Raw genomic sequence first — 17,915 nt, 5'->3', positions numbered from 1 at the left:
CTACAAGCTCGAAATTGGGTCTGTAGCTCAGTTGGTTAGAGCGCACCCCTGATAAGGGTGAGGTCGGCAGTTCGAATCTGCCCAGACCCACCAATTTTGTGTGGGAAACGCCTGTAGAAATACGGGGCCATAGCTCAGCTGGGAGAGCGCCTGCCTTGCACGCAGGAGGTCAGCGGTTCGATCCCGCTTGGCTCCACCACTTACTGCTTCTGTTTGAAAGCTTAGAAATGAGCATTCCATTGATCCTGATGATCAGTGCCTGAATGTTGATTTCTAGTCTTTGATTAGATCGTTCTTTAAAAATTTGGGTATGTGATAGAAAGAAATATAGACCGGGCACCTCTTTCACTGGTGCGTGTCCGGGCTAAGGTAAAGTTTGTGAATGCAAACTTTCGGCGAATGTCGTCTTCACAGTATAACCAGATTGCTTGGGGTTATATGGTCAAGTGAAGAAGCGCATACGGTGGATGCCTTGGCAGTCAGAGGCGATGAAAGACGTGGTAGCCTGCGAAAAGCTTCGGGGAGTCGGCAAACAGACTGTGATCCGGAGGTATCTGAATGGGGGAACCCAGCCATCATAAGATGGTTATCTTGTACTGAATACATAGGTGCAAGAGGCGAACCAGGGGAACTGAAACATCTAAGTACCCTGAGGAAAAGAAATCAACCGAGATTCCCTTAGTAGTGGCGAGCGAACGGGGACCAGCCCTTAAGTTGTATTGAGATTAGCGGAACACTCTGGAAAGGGTGGCCATAGTGGGTGATAGCCCTGTACGCGAAAATCCCTTTGCAATGAAATCGAGTAGGACGGGGCACGAGAAACCTTGTCTGAATATGGGGGGACCATCCTCCAAGGCTAAATACTACTGACTGACCGATAGTGAACCAGTACCGTGAGGGAAAGGCGAAAAGAACCGCGGAGAGCGGAGTGAAATAGATCCTGAAACCGTATGCGTACAAGCAGTGGGAGCCCACTTTGTTGGGTGACTGCGTACCTTTTGTATAATGGGTCAGCGACTTATTTTCAGTGGCGAGCTTAACCGAATAGGGGAGGCGTAGCGAAAGCGAGTCTTAATAGGGCGTCTAGTCGCTGGGAATAGACCCGAAACCGGGCGATCTATCCATGGGCAGGTTGAAGGTTGGGTAACACTAACTGGAGGACCGAACCGACTACCGTTGAAAAGTTAGCGGATGACCTGTGGATCGGAGTGAAAGGCTAATCAAGCTCGGAGATAGCTGGTTCTCCTCGAAAGCTATTTAGGTAGCGCCTCATGTATCACTGTAGGGGGTAGAGCACTGTTTCGGCTAGGGGGTCATCCCGACTTACCAAACCGATGCAAACTCCGAATACCTACAAGTGCCGAGCATGGGAGACACACGGCGGGTGCTAACGTCCGTCGTGAAAAGGGAAACAACCCAGACCGTCAGCTAAGGTCCCAAAGTCATGGTTAAGTGGGAAACGATGTGGGAAGGCTTAGACAGCTAGGAGGTTGGCTTAGAAGCAGCCACCCTTTAAAGAAAGCGTAATAGCTCACTAGTCGAGTCGGCCTGCGCGGAAGATGTAACGGGGCTCAAACCATGCACCGAAGCTACGGGTATCATCTTTTGATGATGCGGTAGAGGAGCGTTCTGTAAGCCTGTGAAGGTGAGTTGAGAAGCTTGCTGGAGGTATCAGAAGTGCGAATGCTGACATGAGTAACGACAATGGGTGTGAAAAACACCCACGCCGAAAGACCAAGGTTTCCTGCGCAACGTTAATCGACGCAGGGTTAGTCGGTGCCTAAGGCGAGGCTGAAAAGCGTAGTCGATGGAAAACAGGTTAATATTCCTGTACTTCTGGTTATTGCGATGGAGGGACGGAGAAGGCTAGGCCAGCCTGGCGTTGGTTGTCCAGGTTTAAGGTGGTAGGCTGAGATCTTAGGTAAATCCGGGATCTTAAGGCCGAGAGCTGATGACGAGTGTTCTTTGAACACGAAGTGGTTGATGCCATGCTTCCAAGAAAAGCTTCTAAGCTTCAGGTAACCAGGAACCGTACCCCAAACCGACACAGGTGGTTGGGTAGAGAATACCAAGGCGCTTGAGAGAACTCGGGTGAAGGAACTAGGCAAAATGGCACCGTAACTTCGGGAGAAGGTGCGCCGGTGAGGGTGAAGCATTTACTGCGTAAGCTCATGCCGGTCGAAGATACCAGGCCGCTGCGACTGTTTATTAAAAACACAGCACTCTGCAAACACGAAAGTGGACGTATAGGGTGTGACGCCTGCCCGGTGCCGGAAGGTTAATTGATGGGGTTAGCGCAAGCGAAGCTCTTGATCGAAGCCCCGGTAAACGGCGGCCGTAACTATAACGGTCCTAAGGTAGCGAAATTCCTTGTCGGGTAAGTTCCGACCTGCACGAATGGCGTAACGATGGCGGCGCTGTCTCCACCCGAGACTCAGTGAAATTGAAATCGCTGTGAAGATGCAGTGTATCCGCGGCTAGACGGAAAGACCCCGTGAACCTTTACTATAGCTTTGCACTGGACTTTGAATTTGCTTGTGTAGGATAGGTGGGAGGCTTTGAAGCGTGGACGCCAGTTCGCGTGGAGCCAACCTTGAAATACCACCCTGGCAACTTTGAGGTTCTAACTCAGGTCCGTTATCCGGATCGAGGACAGTGTATGGTGGGTAGTTTGACTGGGGCGGTCTCCTCCTAAAGAGTAACGGAGGAGTACGAAGGTGCGCTCAGACCGGTCGGAAATCGGTCGTAGAGTATAAAGGCAAAAGCGCGCTTGACTGCGAGACAGACACGTCGAGCAGGTACGAAAGTAGGTCTTAGTGATCCGGTGGTTCTGTATGGAAGGGCCATCGCTCAACGGATAAAAGGTACTCCGGGGATAACAGGCTGATACCGCCCAAGAGTTCATATCGACGGCGGTGTTTGGCACCTCGATGTCGGCTCATCACATCCTGGGGCTGAAGCCGGTCCCAAGGGTATGGCTGTTCGCCATTTAAAGTGGTACGCGAGCTGGGTTTAGAACGTCGTGAGACAGTTCGGTCCCTATCTGCCGTGGACGTTTGAGATTTGAGAGGGGCTGCTCCTAGTACGAGAGGACCGGAGTGGACGAACCTCTGGTGTTCCGGTTGTCACGCCAGTGGCATTGCCGGGTAGCTATGTTCGGAAAAGATAACCGCTGAAAGCATCTAAGCGGGAAACTTGCCTCAAGATGAGATCTCACTGGAACCTTGAGTTCCCTGAAGGGCCGTCGAAGACTACGACGTTGATAGGTTGGGTGTGTAAGCGCTGTGAGGCGTTGAGCTAACCAATACTAATTGCCCGTGAGGCTTGACCATATGACACCCAAGCAATTTGCGTCGAATGACCAGATTGCGGTGACTGTGAAGACGACACGAACCGAAAGTTTGCGTCACGAACGACACCTGAATTGACTATCACATACCCGATTTGCTGAAGCGCGCCGTACGGCACGATTCGGTACCCGAATTTCTTGACGACCATAGAGCATTGGAACCACCTGATCCCATCCCGAACTCAGTAGTGAAACGATGTATCGCCGATGGTAGTGTGGGGTTTCCCCATGTGAGAGTAGGTCATCGTCAAGATTGAATTCCGAAACCCCTCATCGCTTACGCGATGAGGGGTTTTGTCGTTATGGGTTATCGAATAAAAAAGCCCGCTCAGGCATTCGCTCCGAGCGGGCTGTTATGGTGCAGCATCAGTCAGCCAAACAGGCTGCGCACGTTACTCATTGCGCCATCTGCAAACCCCTGAAGAAACGCCTCAAATGCATCCCCCTCAGGCCCTCCCTCAACAGGGTCGGCAACAATCGTCCAGCTGGCGAGGCAGGTATCGCCGTCGCCGGTAGCGTCAACAGTCATTGCTGCCCACAGATTGCTGACTGGCAAGCTGGTGTGGATCAGTGACCAAGTCATATAAAGCGCTTGATCGTCCCTGGAGTTCAGTTGTTCGATAGCCACGTTGCCATCCTTGAACAGCTTGCTGCGAACCGAGCCCGGACCTTCACCGGTGACCTCAATGCTCTCCAGTGCCGGTATGAATGCCTGGAAGCCACCGAAATTGCCGACAACAGCCCATACGCTGGCCGCATCACCTGGGACTTCCACGGCGGACACCACTCGGCACGTCACCGGGTTCTTGATGAGTGTGTCGGGTTTCAGATTGCTGTGAAGTGTGTTCATGTCGTTCTCCATTTATCTCAGTGGGTAGTGGCTCAGATGAAGTCGATTTCTTTCAGGTAATCGCAGCCCCTGCGCAGCAACGCCGGAGTCTTTTGCGGGTATTGCTCGCCCATGCGACGAATGCCGTTCAGGGTGTTGCGGTGCTCGATCATCGAGATATCGCCGATGTCTTCTTCAAACCCGTCGAGGTAAAACCCCAGCACGCCAAACAGCGCGTTCTGGCTGTCGACGCGCCGGAGTTGCGCCTGCCATTGCTCGATGCTGACCAGCTCGAACTGACGCCCGGCTTCGCGAAAGGTGTGCACGTAGTCGCTCCAGCTCAAGGGCTCGGGGTTATGCAGATTGAATACCGCATGTTCTGGCTGATAACGGCTGGCATTGAAGCCGATGAAGCGCGCCAGAAAGTCCACCGGCATCAGGTCGAAGTTGATGGCGAACGCCGGAACCTGACCCAATTGCAGCGAACCCTTGAGCATCAGCATCAGGCGGTTTTTCTGTGGCTGACACACGCCGGTCACGCTGTTGAAGGCGATGTTGCCGGGGCGATAGATGTTCACCCAGGCACCTTGGTCCCGGGCACATTGCAGGATGCGCTCAGCCACCCACTTGGAGAGGTTGTAGCCGTTCTTGATGTATATCGGCGGGGTCGCGGCAGCGGGTCGTTCAAGCACATTGCCGGCGGCATCGATGGCACTGCAGGCAGACAGCGTCGAAACGAAATTGAAGATCTTTTTACTGCGCCCCTCACACAGCTTCAGGCATTCAAAGACCGGGGCCACATTGTCTTTGACCAGGGTTTCGTAATCCTGGACATGGTTCACATTGGCAGCGTTGTGCACCAACGCACCAAACTTGAGATCCAGTCGTTCATACACCGCTTCACTGAGCCCCAGCCTTGGCTTCGTCAGGTCCGCGGGGTAGACCTTTACGCGGCTCAGGTCCAGGTGATCCAGACGGTTTTCCCGCAGGGCATGTTCGAAACGCTGCTGTGCGCTTTGTCCAGAAGTCTCCCGCACCAGGCAGGCGATCTCTGTCGCTCCCCAACTAAGCAGCGCTTGGACGATATGCACACCCAGAAAGCCATTGGCACCCGTGACAATCACCTTATGAACATCACCCAGCCTGCTGACGGGCAATGTAGCCAGTTGAAAGTCCGGGTTGGCATCCCGCAGCGCCTGAGCACTGAGGACACCCGCCGAAGTGCCGTCGCTGTCGATCAGGCTGGCCAGCGTCAGTACTGTCGGTGCTTCGATAAAACGATTGATAGGAATGCTGCGCCCAAAGCGTTCACGAACCCCCAGCAACAGGCGCGACAGGAGGATCGAGTGGCCTCCGAGATTGAAAAAGCTTTCATCAGTCGAGATGTCGTCTGGCGGCAGCTCCAGCAGCTCGCCCCATAGCTCGAGCAGTGCCTGCTCCTGCGTAGTCTCGGGCAGACGGCGAGTGTGCTGCCCGGTAAAGCTCAGCGGTATTTCCAGAAGCGCTTTACGATCTACCTTGCCGTTGCTGGCGAATGGCATGCCGGGCAACATCGTGTAGACGGCGGGGTGCATGTAATCAGGCAGCAGACGTTGTACATGGGCCTTTAGCGCCTGTTCGTCATGCTCAATATACGGTTGAGCGAGAAACGCCAGAATTCGCCGTTGGTTGTCGATCACCACGGCAACCTGTCGATACAGTCCGCTGTCGCGCAGGCAATGCTCGATCTCCTCGGGCTCGACCCGAAAGCCGCGAATCTTTACCTGATTATCACGACGTCCGCTGAGGACGATGCCGTCAGCCGTCCACTTGGCGATATCGCCGGTACGGTAGGCGCGCGTTAGCTGTCCGTCCGGCTTCGTCAGCCACACATAACGCTCGGCGGTAAGCTCTGGGTTGTTGACATAGCCCAAGCACACACCGGGTCCGACGATGTACAGCTCCCCCTGAGTCTGCTCGGCCACGGGCTGCAATTGCTCGTCCAGAATCCACGCCTGGCTGTTGGCGATCGGTCGGCCCAGATGGCGGTTGCTGCTGGACGGCCCGAACTCGCCGGCGGTGACCAACACCGTGGCTTCGGTGGGGCCGTACAGGTTGTGGAAATGACATTGCCCGGTGAGTTGCACAATCACATGCGGCTCGCAGACGTCGCCTCCGGTCATGACATATTCAAGCCCCAGCGGCTGATCCAGCGGCAGGATGCTCAACAGCGCCGGCGGCAGGAATGCATGGGTGATGCCTTGTTGCAGTACGCGGACCAGCTGCAACGGATCACGCCGCTGATCCTCATCGGGGACCACCAGTTCGGCGCCGCTGAGCCAGGTGGGGAAAATGTCGATGATCGACGAGTCGAAACTCAGCGTCGAGAACTGCAGCACCCGGCTATGTTCGTTCAGGCTCACATGCTCGGCATACCAGGCGGTGAAGTGGCTGAGATTGCGCTGGCTGAGCAATACGCCTTTCGGCTGCCCGGTGGTACCCGACGTGTACAGCGCCATGCAGGGCGCGTCCTGATCGGCAGCGGCGCCTGTATGCGCTGAAGCTACGTCCTCGACACGCACCGCCGCGATATCCAGCGCCGGAAACTCCGCAGCGGCCAGTGGGTGCGAGCCATCGTGCAGCAATAGCATCGCCCCCGAGTTTTCCAGAATGTACTGCTGACGCTGCACAGGCTGGCCGGGATCAAGCGGCAGATATACCGCACCGCAACCCAGAATCGCGAGGATGCCCGCGTACAGCTCGGCTGACTTGCTCAGGCAGATACCAATCACCGGAGGTGCGTCGGCTTTTGCGTGCGCCAGCAACGGCTGCAGCAAGCGCTGGATAGCGAGACTGTGCGCGTGCAGTTGCCGATAGCTGAGCGTCTGGTTGCGAACGGACAGTGCCGGGCGTTCGGCAAACGTCAGCAGCGCCTGCTCCAGCCGCTCGGTTATGGGTGTTTCGGCCCGTTTCAGCAGGTGCGGTTGATCTGTCTGATTCAGACGATGCTCGAACAGCAATTGATCAACCGCCTGCAAGCCATACTGTCGATCACTCTGGGCGGGTGTGACGCTTGTCAGACCGTTGAAATAGTCGTCGTCTCTGGATAACCGGCTGATCTGTAATGCCGTCAGATCAACCATGGCTGCGACAGCGGCATCATGCAGTACGCGCCCGTTGCCTGATTCCTCGACCGGCAGCCATTCATGAACGATCAAGCGTCGAGCTTCGGCAGCGCCATGCCAGCACAGCAGCTCCAGCCGGGGTAACCCGTACTCCAGTTCCCCGCTGATACCGAACCGCAGGCTCAGATGCGTGAAGTGGCCGAACGCACTCAGTTGTTCCTTTGTCAGGCCCAGGCTGCCGTCTTCGATCAGCACGCAGCCATCAGGCATCGTCAGCGCGTCCAGCGCCTGCTGATCGGACAGATGCCGCACGCCATGCCCGTGGTCCTGCAGCTCGGTATTCAGTTCAGTCAGGGTCAGGCTGTGACCCATGAGCACAATCTCCAGGCGCTTCATTGCAGTGTCCCCCGAGTCGGCAGATAGTCCACCAGCGCCCGCTGCACACAAGGATCATCCAGCATCGAGCTGTTCTTGAAGAAACGCACGATGTTGGCCACCAGTGGGTGATGGCGATTGACTGGGAAACTCACAGCCCTGGTTTCGTCCCTGAGCGCCTGCTTGACGGTGTCCGGCACCTGCAGGTGGTCGATCAGGGTGAAGTCGAAGCCATTCTGAATATCGTTGGTCAGGTATTGAGCGATGAACACCGGCATGATGCTGGCGATGGATTCCCGGTCCTGTTGGGGAGCGGTGTGCCAGTAGATGCGTACCAGCCGCGCCCAGAAGCCCGAGTGACGCCCCTCGTCCAGCAGGTGGTCGGCCATCAGGCCCTTGACCGATTGCTTGACCGATTCGTCCTTGGCAAACGCCGCCACGTCATTGGTCACGGTGTTCTCCGCGATGGCGACACAGATCAGCTCCACTGCGCTGCGCAGATGCTCCGGGGCCAGAGCCAGTGCGGCGGGAATGGCCCGGCTGAGTTCAATCTCGTCCGGCAACGGGATAGGCGCTATGCCCGTCAGGGCGATGGTCTGTTGCATGAAGTCCATGGCGACCAGTGCGTGATAGTCCTCATCGACCACCACCGTCATCGCGTCATAGCGACAGGCAAACGGGAAGCGAATCGTAAAGTGGTCCTTGGCGATGCTGCGTGCGGTCCTGTCGACGATCTCGGTCTCGAAGATCACCACATCGTTGATGAACTTGTAGAGGCTCTGTACCAAGGCGTAATCGCGCAAATGCGCGCACTCGCGGATGAATGTGTCACTGAGCACCAGCGGCTGACGGCTGAGGGGGTAGATCAGTTTTTCATCGTTCTCGACGATCCTGCGTGGACGAGTACGAATGGTGGCGCGACCTTCCCACGCATCGATGAACGACATGTAGTCTTCTGCTTTCATGATGGCTTCCTTGTAAAGGCTTCAGGGTGTTGCGAGCGGGACTTACGCGCTGGCCTGCACCCGCGGCGTTCGCATGCTCAGGCGCAGCGTGTCCCATAGCCGGATCCTGCTTTCCACAGCGGCGATGGCGGTCTGATAAACCTCTCGTTCGCGCTGCGCGTCGCCAGCGACCAGACGAGCCAGCAACTGCTCTGCTGCCGGACCGTGGTCCTCGGCGTCCACTTCGATGTGGCGTTCCAGGTAGTAGCGGAAGGTAGGGGCCTGGTCGGCGGTGATGCCCCAGTCATCGAGAATGGTCTGGAACATCTGCGGGATGACACTCTCGCGCCCATGCAGAAAGGCCGCCGCAACGCTGTGTGCCGGCGCATGCAGGGCGATGTCGAGCGTGTGTGTCACGAATGCTGTCGCTGCCTGCCCCGCGTCGACTTGCTGCAGTGCGGTTGTGTAACGCAGGCCCTGTCTCTGCAGTTCGATGAAGCGCTCGATCTGCACCGTACTTGCGCCGATCTCGCGCATCGCATCCAGATAGAGCTCGAAGTGGCTGTAGTGACCCGCGGCCAGTCGGTTATCGGATTCCTCACCCAGGACAATCTCGTTGATCAGGCGGGCAGCGGAAGCATCTGTCGGCGGCAGCCACGGCAATTGGGTGCAGGTCAGCTCCTGTTGCAGACGCTTGGTCAGCGACATGAAATCCCAGACCGCGAATACGTGGGTCTCCATAAAGCGCCGGAGTACATCCAATGTGGTGATTTCTGCAAAGATTGGATGACGGCCAAGTTCAACTTTCTTGTGTGCAAGCAGCGTTTTTTCACAAGGCATGATGACGGTCCTATTGAAAGAGGGCGGTAAGTAGCAATGCAGTTATTTGCGATATAAAAGTGTCGGCTGTGCAGCGGTGGAACACAATGAAATACGTGGGAGCAAGGCAAGCGCAGGCCTTAAGTGTGAGGGCCCATTCGCCGCAAACATGCAACGGTTATTTCACATCCAGGCACAATGCAGTGTCGACGTTTCGAGCGCTAGCCCTTGTACAGCGAGGGCGCACCCCGGTAAGCCATCAATAGCACCGACGGCGAAGAAAACTTAAAACAAATTTATCAGGGGGGGCAATCATTTTTTAATAATATTTAACTGGCTGTTCTTTTAGCATGTAAGTTGCCATATAAAACGCTCTGAATACGTTTTACAGGCGCGCAGACAACCCTCCCGACTGATAACGTCAGAATTATTAATAATGAGCGAATGCCTCGCCCAGCGTTGCCGATATGCTGAATAATCAGGGTTCTGGATTTTTTAATGGGCGAAGTTGGAAATGACTTCCAATGTCTGTTTGCCCCGTTCAACAACTCCTTATCCATTGAGTTCAGATGAACAGAGAACCGCTCCGATCCTGCGCGAGCCGTTCAGCCGTAGCCAGGGAACACCCTCCGGTTGGTGTCCTCAGCGCCTCGGCCGAGTTTGCCTCATTCCGGCGTTGGGCCATCTGGCAGATCAGGAAAATAGCGATAAAAACGCCATGCCCGGGTTGAGCCTGGCGATACGCTGACGAGATGTGGAGAGGAGGGCGGGAGGTACAAGCGGCCAATCCGCAGACGTTGTGTCATCGCCTGCCGGACAGACCGCCTTGATAATTCAGGCGGGGTTTTTCTTTATTGCGCGGGTCGACTTGGCCTTGGTGGCCTTTTTGCTGTTCAGGTATTGAGTGACGGCCTGAACACCTCGGTTGAGGTGATACTGCAGAGCTTCGACACAGGGTTCGATCGCTTTCTGCTCGGCAAGCCGCAACAGCTGCCAATGGTCATCCTGAGAAAGCTTGCCCAGGCCCATGTCGGAAAGATTGAAACGCAGGAAGCGTTCCTCTTCGTTCAGGCCTTCTTCAACCAGACGCATGAGACGCTTATTGTGGGTCTTGGCATACAGCGACAGGTGGAACATCCGATTGAGTCTGCCGATCTGGCCGAAATCCGTCTCGACTTCAAGCTGCTCGATATAGCCCTTCGCCGCCGCCAGATCATCGGCGTCCAGCAATGGGATAGACAGGCGCAACGCTTCGGATTCCAGCAGGATGCGCAAGGCATAGGCATCCACCGCGTCTTCGGTGATCAACGGTGCGACCACCGCGCCCTTGTGCGTTTCGACACGCAACAGCGACTGCGCCTCGAGCTGGCGCAGTGCCTCGCGTACAGGCATGCGGCTGACGCCAAACAGCGTCGCCAGTTCCTGTTGGCGCAATGCCGTGCCACTTGGCAAGCTGCCATCGATAATGGCGTTTCGCAGCTTTTCTTCAATCACGGTTCTGGCAAGGTGCGCCGGAGGCTGCTCATTGCCCAGTACGGAGCCCAGAAAGGCTTCTCTATCTGATTTGCGCATTGGCCTACTTCTTCATCAACCCTGGCTGGACAACGTCCAATTAATCGCTTTGTAGCCGACAGACTAGCCAAGACTTGCCGGTACGTCGCGAAAATACAAACATCATCCTGTTTTAACGGCGAACGCCGGATCGCGCTGCAGCCCGGTGAACTCGATAAGTACGCGCCTATCTTAGCGCTCATCGGCTCTGCGTACCGAGCGCGCGTTCACAGGTAACAGGAGTTTCACATGTTGTTTTTATGACGGTGCGCTCTGAAACGACCGTTCCAGAGCGCATCAGGGCTTCGCTCGCGGCATAAGGCCGCAGGCGTGATCCTCTCAGCGCGTCAGGCGGCCGGAGACGAAGTGCTGAACGTCATTGAAACCGGGCGTCGACGCATGGCCGGGTGTCACCAGCGAATCGATGAACGCTTCGTCTTCAGCGGTGATATCCACCGTGAGTGCTTTGGTATAACCGTCCCACTGCTGCTCGGTTCTTGGGCCGACGATGGCTGAGGTCACGGCCTGGTTGTTGAGCACCCAGGCAATGGCGAACTCGACAATGCCGACCCCTTTGTCCTGCACATACGCCTGAACTCGCTGCGCAATACGCAACGACTCCATGCGCCATTCGGTTTCCAGCAGCCGCTTGTCCTGGCGCCCGGCGCGGCTCTCGCTGTCGGGGGCGATGTCCGGAGCTTATTTGCCGCTGAGCACACCGCGTGCGAGCGGGCTGTAGGGCACGACGCCCAAGCCGTGGTACGCGGCCGCAGTGATCTGCTCGACCTCAGCCTGGCGATTGACGATGTTGTACAGCGGCTGGCTGATGACCGGCCTGTCCACACCCAGGCGTTGCGCGACGTTGACGATTTCGGCAATTCGCCAGCCGCGGAAGTTCGACACGCCCCAGTAACGGATCTTGCCCTGCCGGATCAGATCGCCAATCGCCGACACCGTCACTTCCAGCGGCGTGTCGTGATCTTCCTTGTGCAGGTAATAGATATCCACATAGTCGGTATCGAGCCGCCGCAGGCTGTTCTCGATGGCGTTGAAAATATGCTTGCGGTTCAGACCGGCCCGGTTGGGCACGCCGTCGGCCGGGCCGATGGCGACCTTGGTGGCCAGCACCCAGTCACTGCGCTGTGCCGCGATGGCCCGGCCGACGATTTCCTCCGAACGCCCGGCGTTGTAGACATCCGCCGTGTCGATGAAATTGATGCCCTGATCCCTGGCCTTGTCGATGATGCGCAGCGACTCTTCGGCGCCGGTCTGCTCACCGAACATCATCGAGCCGAGTGTCAGTGTGGAAACCTTGAGGCCGGACTGGCCAAGGGTTCGATAATTCATGCTCAGCATCTCCATGTCATTCAGGCGAGCTCAGGTAACCCCCACGACTTGAGCGGGAAGTCGGCCAGCGAGCCCAGCAGCAGGTCCGCATGCTCGTATTGCTCGACCGGCATGTGCGAGTCCGGCACAGCCACGGCGTACATCCCGGCAGCCTTGGCGGCGGTCACACCGAACGGCGAGTCTTCGAAGACCAGGCAATCGGCGGGCGAGACGCCGAGACGGCGGGCGGCGACCAGAAAGATGTCCGGGGCCGGCTTTGCGGCGCCTACTTCCGGGTCGTCGGCGGTGACGACGGTGTCGAACAGCTCGAACCATGCGCGATGCAGGGTAGTCTTGGCCTCGAAGTAATGCACAGACGAGCTGGTGCCCACGGCGATCGGAATATTGTGGGCTGCCAGATGCCGGACCAGCGCCTCGGCTCCGGGCATTGCCGGCGCTTTGGGGAAACGCTCTTCGAGCATAGGTTCACGGGTTTCGAGAAACTCGTCGATCGACATCGGCAGCTCCAGCGCCTTGATCACGTAGTCCGAAAAGTCCCGGGCACCGCGGCCAATGGTGTGCTGCTTGACGGACCAGTCGAAGGTGCGCCCGTGGCGACTGGCAATCAAGTGGGTGACTTCGGTGTAAACCCCCTCGGTGTCCAGCAACAGGCCATCCATGTCGAAAATGACGGCCTTGATCGGGCCTCGTTGTGTTTGCTGCTCGCTCATGTGATCACGTCCTGTTCCCAAATTCGTTTCAGCCTAACGTTTCCGGGAAGGCTGTGGCTAGGGTCTGTTTCAAAACCTTTCCGCGGGATTGGCGTGCGCAACAAAAGGCACAAGGCCATGTCCAACGCGCTTACAGAACGGCTACGCGCCCACAGAAATGGCCATGAAGGCTGGGCTGTCGGGATCTGCCGATGATAGTCTCTCGCGGCTTTCAATCGGCGCTGCCGGTCCCGGTACGACTTTCCCATCATCAGAACGGATATCTTCACGTCACTATGAATAAATCAGCAGGTATAGCGATTGGCGTCATCGTCGTAGCGGGCGCACTGGCTACGGCCGGTGCCTGGTACACCGGCAATCAGCTGGAAGGCGCGCTGAACGACTCGATCAGCAAGGCCAATCAGGAACTGGCGAAGTCGTTCAAGGGCACGGACACCAGCGTCAAACTGGAAATACTCTCGCTCGACAAGCACTTCTTCAGCAGCACGGCGCACTATCGCGTCGACATCCAGAACCTGTCCGATAGCACCCAGGGCGGCCAGTTTCTGTTCGTCGACCATATTGAGCACGGCCCCATTCCGCTGTCGCATCTGAAGACCCTGAACCTGCTGCCGGTCATGGCCCTGAGCAATTTCCAGATGGAAAAAAGCCCCAGCGCCGAAAAATGGTTTGCCATGAGCAAGGACGTTCCACCGCTCACGGGCCAGGCCAGCATCGGCTATGACCGCGCCACCAAAGGCACGCTGCAGATGGCCCCGCTGGAAATGACCGACGTCGACGGCACGTTCCGTTTTTCAGGTCTGGACTTGAACGCCGAGTCGTCGGCCGACGCGGAAAAATTCAGCCTTGCGGGCAACATGGACAATCTGCAACTCAATGTCGCGTCGCCTGACGGTCCGGTCAGCATCGAGATCAAAGGCATGACCTTCGACACGGGCGGCACCAAAGGCAAGTCCGGTTTCTATCTGGGTCATACCAACATGAAAATCCAGAACGCGGGTTTCCAGGTGGTGGGCAAACCACAGGTGCAGATCCGGGATTTCACCAACACCAACCTGGCGCAGGAAGATGCCGGTAACCTTGCAGCGCAGATCAATTACGATGCCGGCATGATTGCCTACGCCGGCAAGGACGTCGGTTCTGCGCACATGGGCTTCAAGATCGCCAATTTCGATGTGCTGGCGACTCAGGCGCTGTATCAGTTGTATCAGGATAAAATCCTGCCTCAACAGCAACAGGCCGCGCTGGAGAAGCGTCCGTTCCGCCTGGAGCTGAACACGGCTGATCAGGAACTGATGAACACCCAGATGAAAACGCTGCTGGCGGCCAAACCGCACATCGAGCTGGAAAAACTCTCGCTCAAGACCAGCAACGGTGAAAGCCACATGCGTATCGCCGTGGACCTGGCCGATCCAGGCCCGCTCGATCAGCCTTCCGATGCGCTGCTCATGAAGAGCCTGGGCGAAGTCAACGCCAGGGTCGTCCTGTCCAAGCCGATGATTCGCGATCTCGCGACCCAGCAAGCCATTCGTGAAGGCCAGACCGACCTCAAGGTCATCGCTGATCAGGCCAAGGCCGCTGGCGACATGGCCAGCGCCATGGCCGAGATGATGCAACTGGCCAAGGTCGACGGCGACAACATCGTCTCCGACCTGCATTACGCCAACCAGATGGTCGACTTCAATGGCCAGAAAATGACCGTGCAGCAGTTCATGAGCAACGTCATGGGCAAGGTCGGCGTGCTGGGTAACCAGTAAGCCGCCTGCGACACGGTCTGCCGTCAGGACGGGCGATGTGCCGTCCTGACACCAGGCGCCGCTACTGAGTCAGCCCGCGCAGGGTATCCGCCAGTTGCCGGGTACGCTGCGAGGTGCCCGCCGTCATATCGCTGGAGCCTTCCAGTTCCGACAGCAGCCCCGTCAGCGTTCCAACCTCAAGGGACTGCTCCTCGATGTGCTGCGCCACCTTGCGAATTTCCTCGGCCAGACGCTCGATATCGGTGCCGATGTCGTTGGCGTTCTGCGACGTCTTCTGCGCAAGCTGGCGCACCTCATCGGCCACCACTGCAAAGCCACGTCCCATTTCGCCCGCCCGCGCAGCCTCGATGGCAGCGTTCAGCGCCAGCAGGTTGGTCTGCCCGGCGATCTGCTGGATCATCTGCACCACCGACTGAATGCGCAGGCTGGACTTGGCCAGCTCCCGCGAGCCGAGCACCACCTCGTCAGCCTGACTGACCAGGCTTTTGACGGTGTTGCCCGCCTTGTCGATAACCGTTTCCTGCTGGGTGATGGTCTGCGACAGCTCATCCATCGAAACATGCAGCTCGCCAGAGTAATGGCGCAATTGAGCGGCGATTTCTTCCTGATCCTGATGGGCCTTGACCAGCACATCGCCCAGGTCGCTCAGGCCACCGAACACCGGACGGATCTGCTCGTCCAGACCGCTCGGGTCAATGGTTTGCACGAAGTTACGCTGCTTGAACTGATCGATCTGCTTGACCACCACATGGCTCAGACCGGCCAGCTTCTTGATCTGCCGACGCAGAAAGAACGCCTTGAACTCTCCGTAATAGGCGATGAAGTTATCGATGTAGTCGTCGCGGAACGGCTGCCCTTCGGGCACCTTGAAGAAGAACACGGCGGTGAGCGTCTGGTTGAGGTTCAACCCGAGAATCTCGCCAAAGGTCGAGAAGCCCACCACCGGCGTCGCACCGAACACATCGTTCATCCGGCCCAGTTCACTGCCGTTGTTCAGGCGCCGCAGGATGCAGTCGCTCAACAGGCCGAGCAGCGGCTTTCCGGACTTGCCCAGCAGAAAACGCGCGAAGTCCTTGCGCGTGGTGTCGATCATGGACGTTCGTTTGACCATCACCAGCTCTTCGCCGGGTGCCACGTCGCAGAACAGGTGAACCCGCTCGCTTTCATAATCGATGCGCGCAATTGAGCGCACGAACAGCTCTTCGCCTACCCGGATGGCGAACGAGTAATGCGCCAGCTTGCCTTCCAGCTCATGCCGCTCGCACTTCAGCGCGTCACACAGCGCCGCAACCATCGTAGTGATCTCGCCTCTGGGGTTGACCACTTGGCTGATGTAACGATCTTCCAGGGAGGCCGTCAGCACACTCAGGCTCAGTGGCGTCGACGCGAAGTTCTGGCTCTTGAAGACGCCGAAGCGCACGTTTTTCGCGCTCTTGAGAAACACCACCTGAGCATGGTTTTCGTAGCTGCGTTTGCCGTCGTGAATCAAGGTCTTCTTGAAGTCGCCTTTGCCCCCCGCAGAACCGCCCACGAACAGGCACGGAAAGCGCCCGGACTCATACAGCGCTTCCATGAAAAACGACTCCGACGCCGACAGCCCGTCGAACGTGACGTAGGCCAGCGTATCGCGGTGGTCGATGGGGGTGTTGATCTGCGTGCGCTTGATCGAGTCGGTCAGGCGCGCAATGCGCTCACGCATCGACAGCCGCTTGCCCGCACCGCGAATGTCTTCGCTGTGCAGCGGAATGTGCACCACCTCCGCACTCTTGATGACGCTTGAGTCAAACAGCGCGAGGACGATCCGGTCCCACTGGTTATCCGCCGCGCAGTACAGCGAATCATTGCCCGAGCACAGTTCGCCTGACGTTGTGCACAGGCTGATCTTCGCGTTGGGAAAGCGCGTAGCGACAGACTTGGCGACCTGATCGAAGTCGACGTGCGGCGAAACGAAACCGGTCAGATAGACCGGATCGAAGCTCAGCGCAGACAGCTTGGCGTTCAATTCCCGGGCGGACGTAATGACACTGATGGCGCCTTCGGTCCGCGATGTGCCGGCCCGAAAACGAGATAAAAGGCTCATGGTTAAACCCGTAAAGATAAAAAGCAGAGGCCACGCGGAATATGGACCGATCCTTATTGATCGGCTGCCAACAGGTTCGGGTGAGCTTGAAGGGCGATGAATTTTGCCTACGCGTGCCGCTCAGGACAGGTGCAGCATCAACGCTCTGATGAGGGCGAGCGTCTGGCGATGCACCGAATCATAATGATCATTGTGGCAATAGGGCCGTACCGACAGGGTGATGGAGTCGGCCGTTGTGGAGGACAGGTGCACATCGACAGCGGGGCTGCTCAGTACATTGGGCAGGCGGGCGATCTGATCCTTGAGGCGCGGGATGATCTTCTGCTCGTCGGCGGTGCCTGGCAATGTCGCGGTCAGTTCGACGCTGCGAAAAGTATTGCTGGAAAAATTGACGATCGTGTCAGAGAAGATCTTGTTGTTGCCCACCAGATTCAGCACGTTTTCCGGAGTGTTGATCGACGTGACGAACAAGCCGATTTCGACCACGGTCCCGGTCACGCCCGCCGCCGAAATCAGATCGCCGACCTTGAAGGGCCGCAGCACGATGATGAAACCACCCGCGGCCAGATTGGCCAGCAAACCCGACCAGGCCATGCCGATCGCCAGCGCCACGGCCGCCAGCAGCGCCGCAAAGCTGGTGGTCTCGATGCCGCAATAGCTCAGAATGGCGATCACCAGAATGATATTCAGCGTCACCGTGATGAACGAGCCGACATAGCGCAGGACCGTCGGATCAAACCGCTGCCGCGTCAGCGAACGCTTTGCCATCCTGACCAGCACGCCGATCAGCCAGCGACCCACTATCCACAACAAGGCTGCGATCACCAGCCTCAGAACAACAGTCGTCCCGTACTGCAGAACGACATTGAACAACGAGTTGATTCCGTCAGTGCCGATATTGATGACATTCAGCGCATCCATCACCGCTACTCCAGACTGCAGGGCTCGCCCGGCAGATGGCCTACGGAGCGGAGCCGTACATTGAAGGGCAAAGCAGGGCGGTGGCTACTGGTAGTTTTGACTGGAGGCAAAGGGCCTGCAACTGGTGTT

At 57.4% G+C, this 17,915-nt stretch carries 8 protein-coding genes, 2 tRNA genes, 2 rRNA genes and 3 pseudogenes; 5 read left to right on the top strand and 10 right to left on the bottom strand.

The annotated features are described in order from the left end of the window. Positions 1-16 precede the first annotated feature (16 nt). The 4 genes from PCPL58_RS27710 (at position 17) to rrf (ending at position 3,602) form a co-directional block, all read left to right on the top strand. Positions 17-93: transfer RNA gene (locus PCPL58_RS27710), tRNA-Ile, on the top strand. Between the two features lie 30 nt (positions 94-123). Continuing rightward, positions 124-199 (top strand) — tRNA-Ala (locus PCPL58_RS27705). A gap of 241 nt (positions 200-440) precedes the next feature. Further along, positions 441-3,332, top strand: a 23S ribosomal RNA gene (locus PCPL58_RS27700). 154 nt (positions 3,333-3,486) lie between these two features. Continuing rightward, a 5S ribosomal RNA gene (gene rrf, locus PCPL58_RS27695) occupies positions 3,487-3,602 on the top strand. A 117-nt stretch (positions 3,603-3,719) separates the two neighbouring features. Here rrf and PCPL58_RS27690 read toward each other — a convergent pair. The 7 genes and pseudogenes from PCPL58_RS27690 to PCPL58_RS27660 all read right to left on the bottom strand — a co-directional run bounded on the left by PCPL58_RS27690 (position 3,720) and on the right by PCPL58_RS27660 (position 13,028). Then, positions 3,720-4,199: an SRPBCC family protein gene (locus tag PCPL58_RS27690; protein WP_065350922.1), complete on the bottom strand. Its 480-nt coding sequence runs from the start codon at positions 4,197-4,199 to the stop codon at positions 3,720-3,722. Between the two features lie 32 nt (positions 4,200-4,231). Then, the gene (locus tag PCPL58_RS27685) at positions 4,232-7,678 is read right to left on the bottom strand and encodes a non-ribosomal peptide synthetase (protein ID WP_065350921.1); all 3,447 of its coding nucleotides are present in this window, start codon (positions 7,676-7,678) and stop codon (positions 4,232-4,234) included. Further along, the gene (locus tag PCPL58_RS27680; RefSeq protein WP_065350920.1) at positions 7,675-8,622 is read right to left on the bottom strand and encodes a diiron oxygenase; all 948 of its coding nucleotides are present in this window, start codon (positions 8,620-8,622) and stop codon (positions 7,675-7,677) included. Before PCPL58_RS27680 ends, PCPL58_RS27685 begins: the two co-directional genes overlap by 4 nt. Positions 8,623-8,664: 42 nt before the next feature. Beyond that, positions 8,665-9,441 carry a DUF3050 domain-containing protein gene (locus tag PCPL58_RS27675; protein ID WP_065350919.1) on the bottom strand — a complete coding sequence of 259 codons (777 nt, stop codon included), beginning with the start codon at positions 9,439-9,441 and terminating at the stop codon, positions 8,665-8,667. A gap of 813 nt (positions 9,442-10,254) precedes the next feature. Then, a complete protein-coding gene (locus PCPL58_RS27670; RefSeq protein ID WP_044310692.1) occupies positions 10,255-10,992 on the bottom strand; it encodes a GntR family transcriptional regulator in 738 nt (245 codons plus the stop codon). Between the two features lie 318 nt (positions 10,993-11,310). Continuing rightward, positions 11,311-12,318, bottom strand: a pseudogene (locus PCPL58_RS27665) (aldo/keto reductase). Positions 12,319-12,338: 20 nt separating this feature from the next. Then, positions 12,339-13,028 carry an HAD-IA family hydrolase gene (locus PCPL58_RS27660; protein WP_065350918.1) on the bottom strand — a complete coding sequence of 230 codons (690 nt, stop codon included), beginning with the start codon at positions 13,026-13,028 and terminating at the stop codon, positions 12,339-12,341. Between the two features lie 275 nt (positions 13,029-13,303). On the opposite strand from PCPL58_RS27660, the gene PCPL58_RS27655 reads away from it, so the two are divergent. Continuing rightward, complete coding sequence (locus tag PCPL58_RS27655; protein WP_065350917.1) at positions 13,304-14,785, top strand: YdgA family protein; 1,482 nt, start codon at positions 13,304-13,306, stop codon at positions 14,783-14,785. A gap of 61 nt (positions 14,786-14,846) precedes the next feature. On the opposite strand, the pseudogene PCPL58_RS32835 reads toward PCPL58_RS27655, so the two are convergent. The 3 genes and pseudogenes from PCPL58_RS32835 to PCPL58_RS27645 form a co-directional block, all read right to left on the bottom strand. Then, positions 14,847-15,203, bottom strand: a pseudogene (locus PCPL58_RS32835) (methyl-accepting chemotaxis protein); the annotation flags it as partial. A 555-nt stretch (positions 15,204-15,758) separates the two neighbouring features. Further along, positions 15,759-16,865: pseudogene (locus PCPL58_RS32830) on the bottom strand (FIST signal transduction protein); the annotation flags it as partial. 120 nt (positions 16,866-16,985) lie between these two features. Beyond that, positions 16,986-17,786 carry a mechanosensitive ion channel family protein gene (locus PCPL58_RS27645; RefSeq protein WP_065350915.1) on the bottom strand — a complete coding sequence of 267 codons (801 nt, stop codon included), beginning with the start codon at positions 17,784-17,786 and terminating at the stop codon, positions 16,986-16,988. Positions 17,787-17,915: the final 129 nt, after the last annotated feature.

This window comes from Pseudomonas cerasi, from assembly GCF_900074915.1.
Taxonomy (GTDB): domain Bacteria; phylum Pseudomonadota; class Gammaproteobacteria; order Pseudomonadales; family Pseudomonadaceae; genus Aquipseudomonas; species Aquipseudomonas cerasi.
This window is presented reverse-complemented; position numbering and strand designations above follow the sequence as displayed.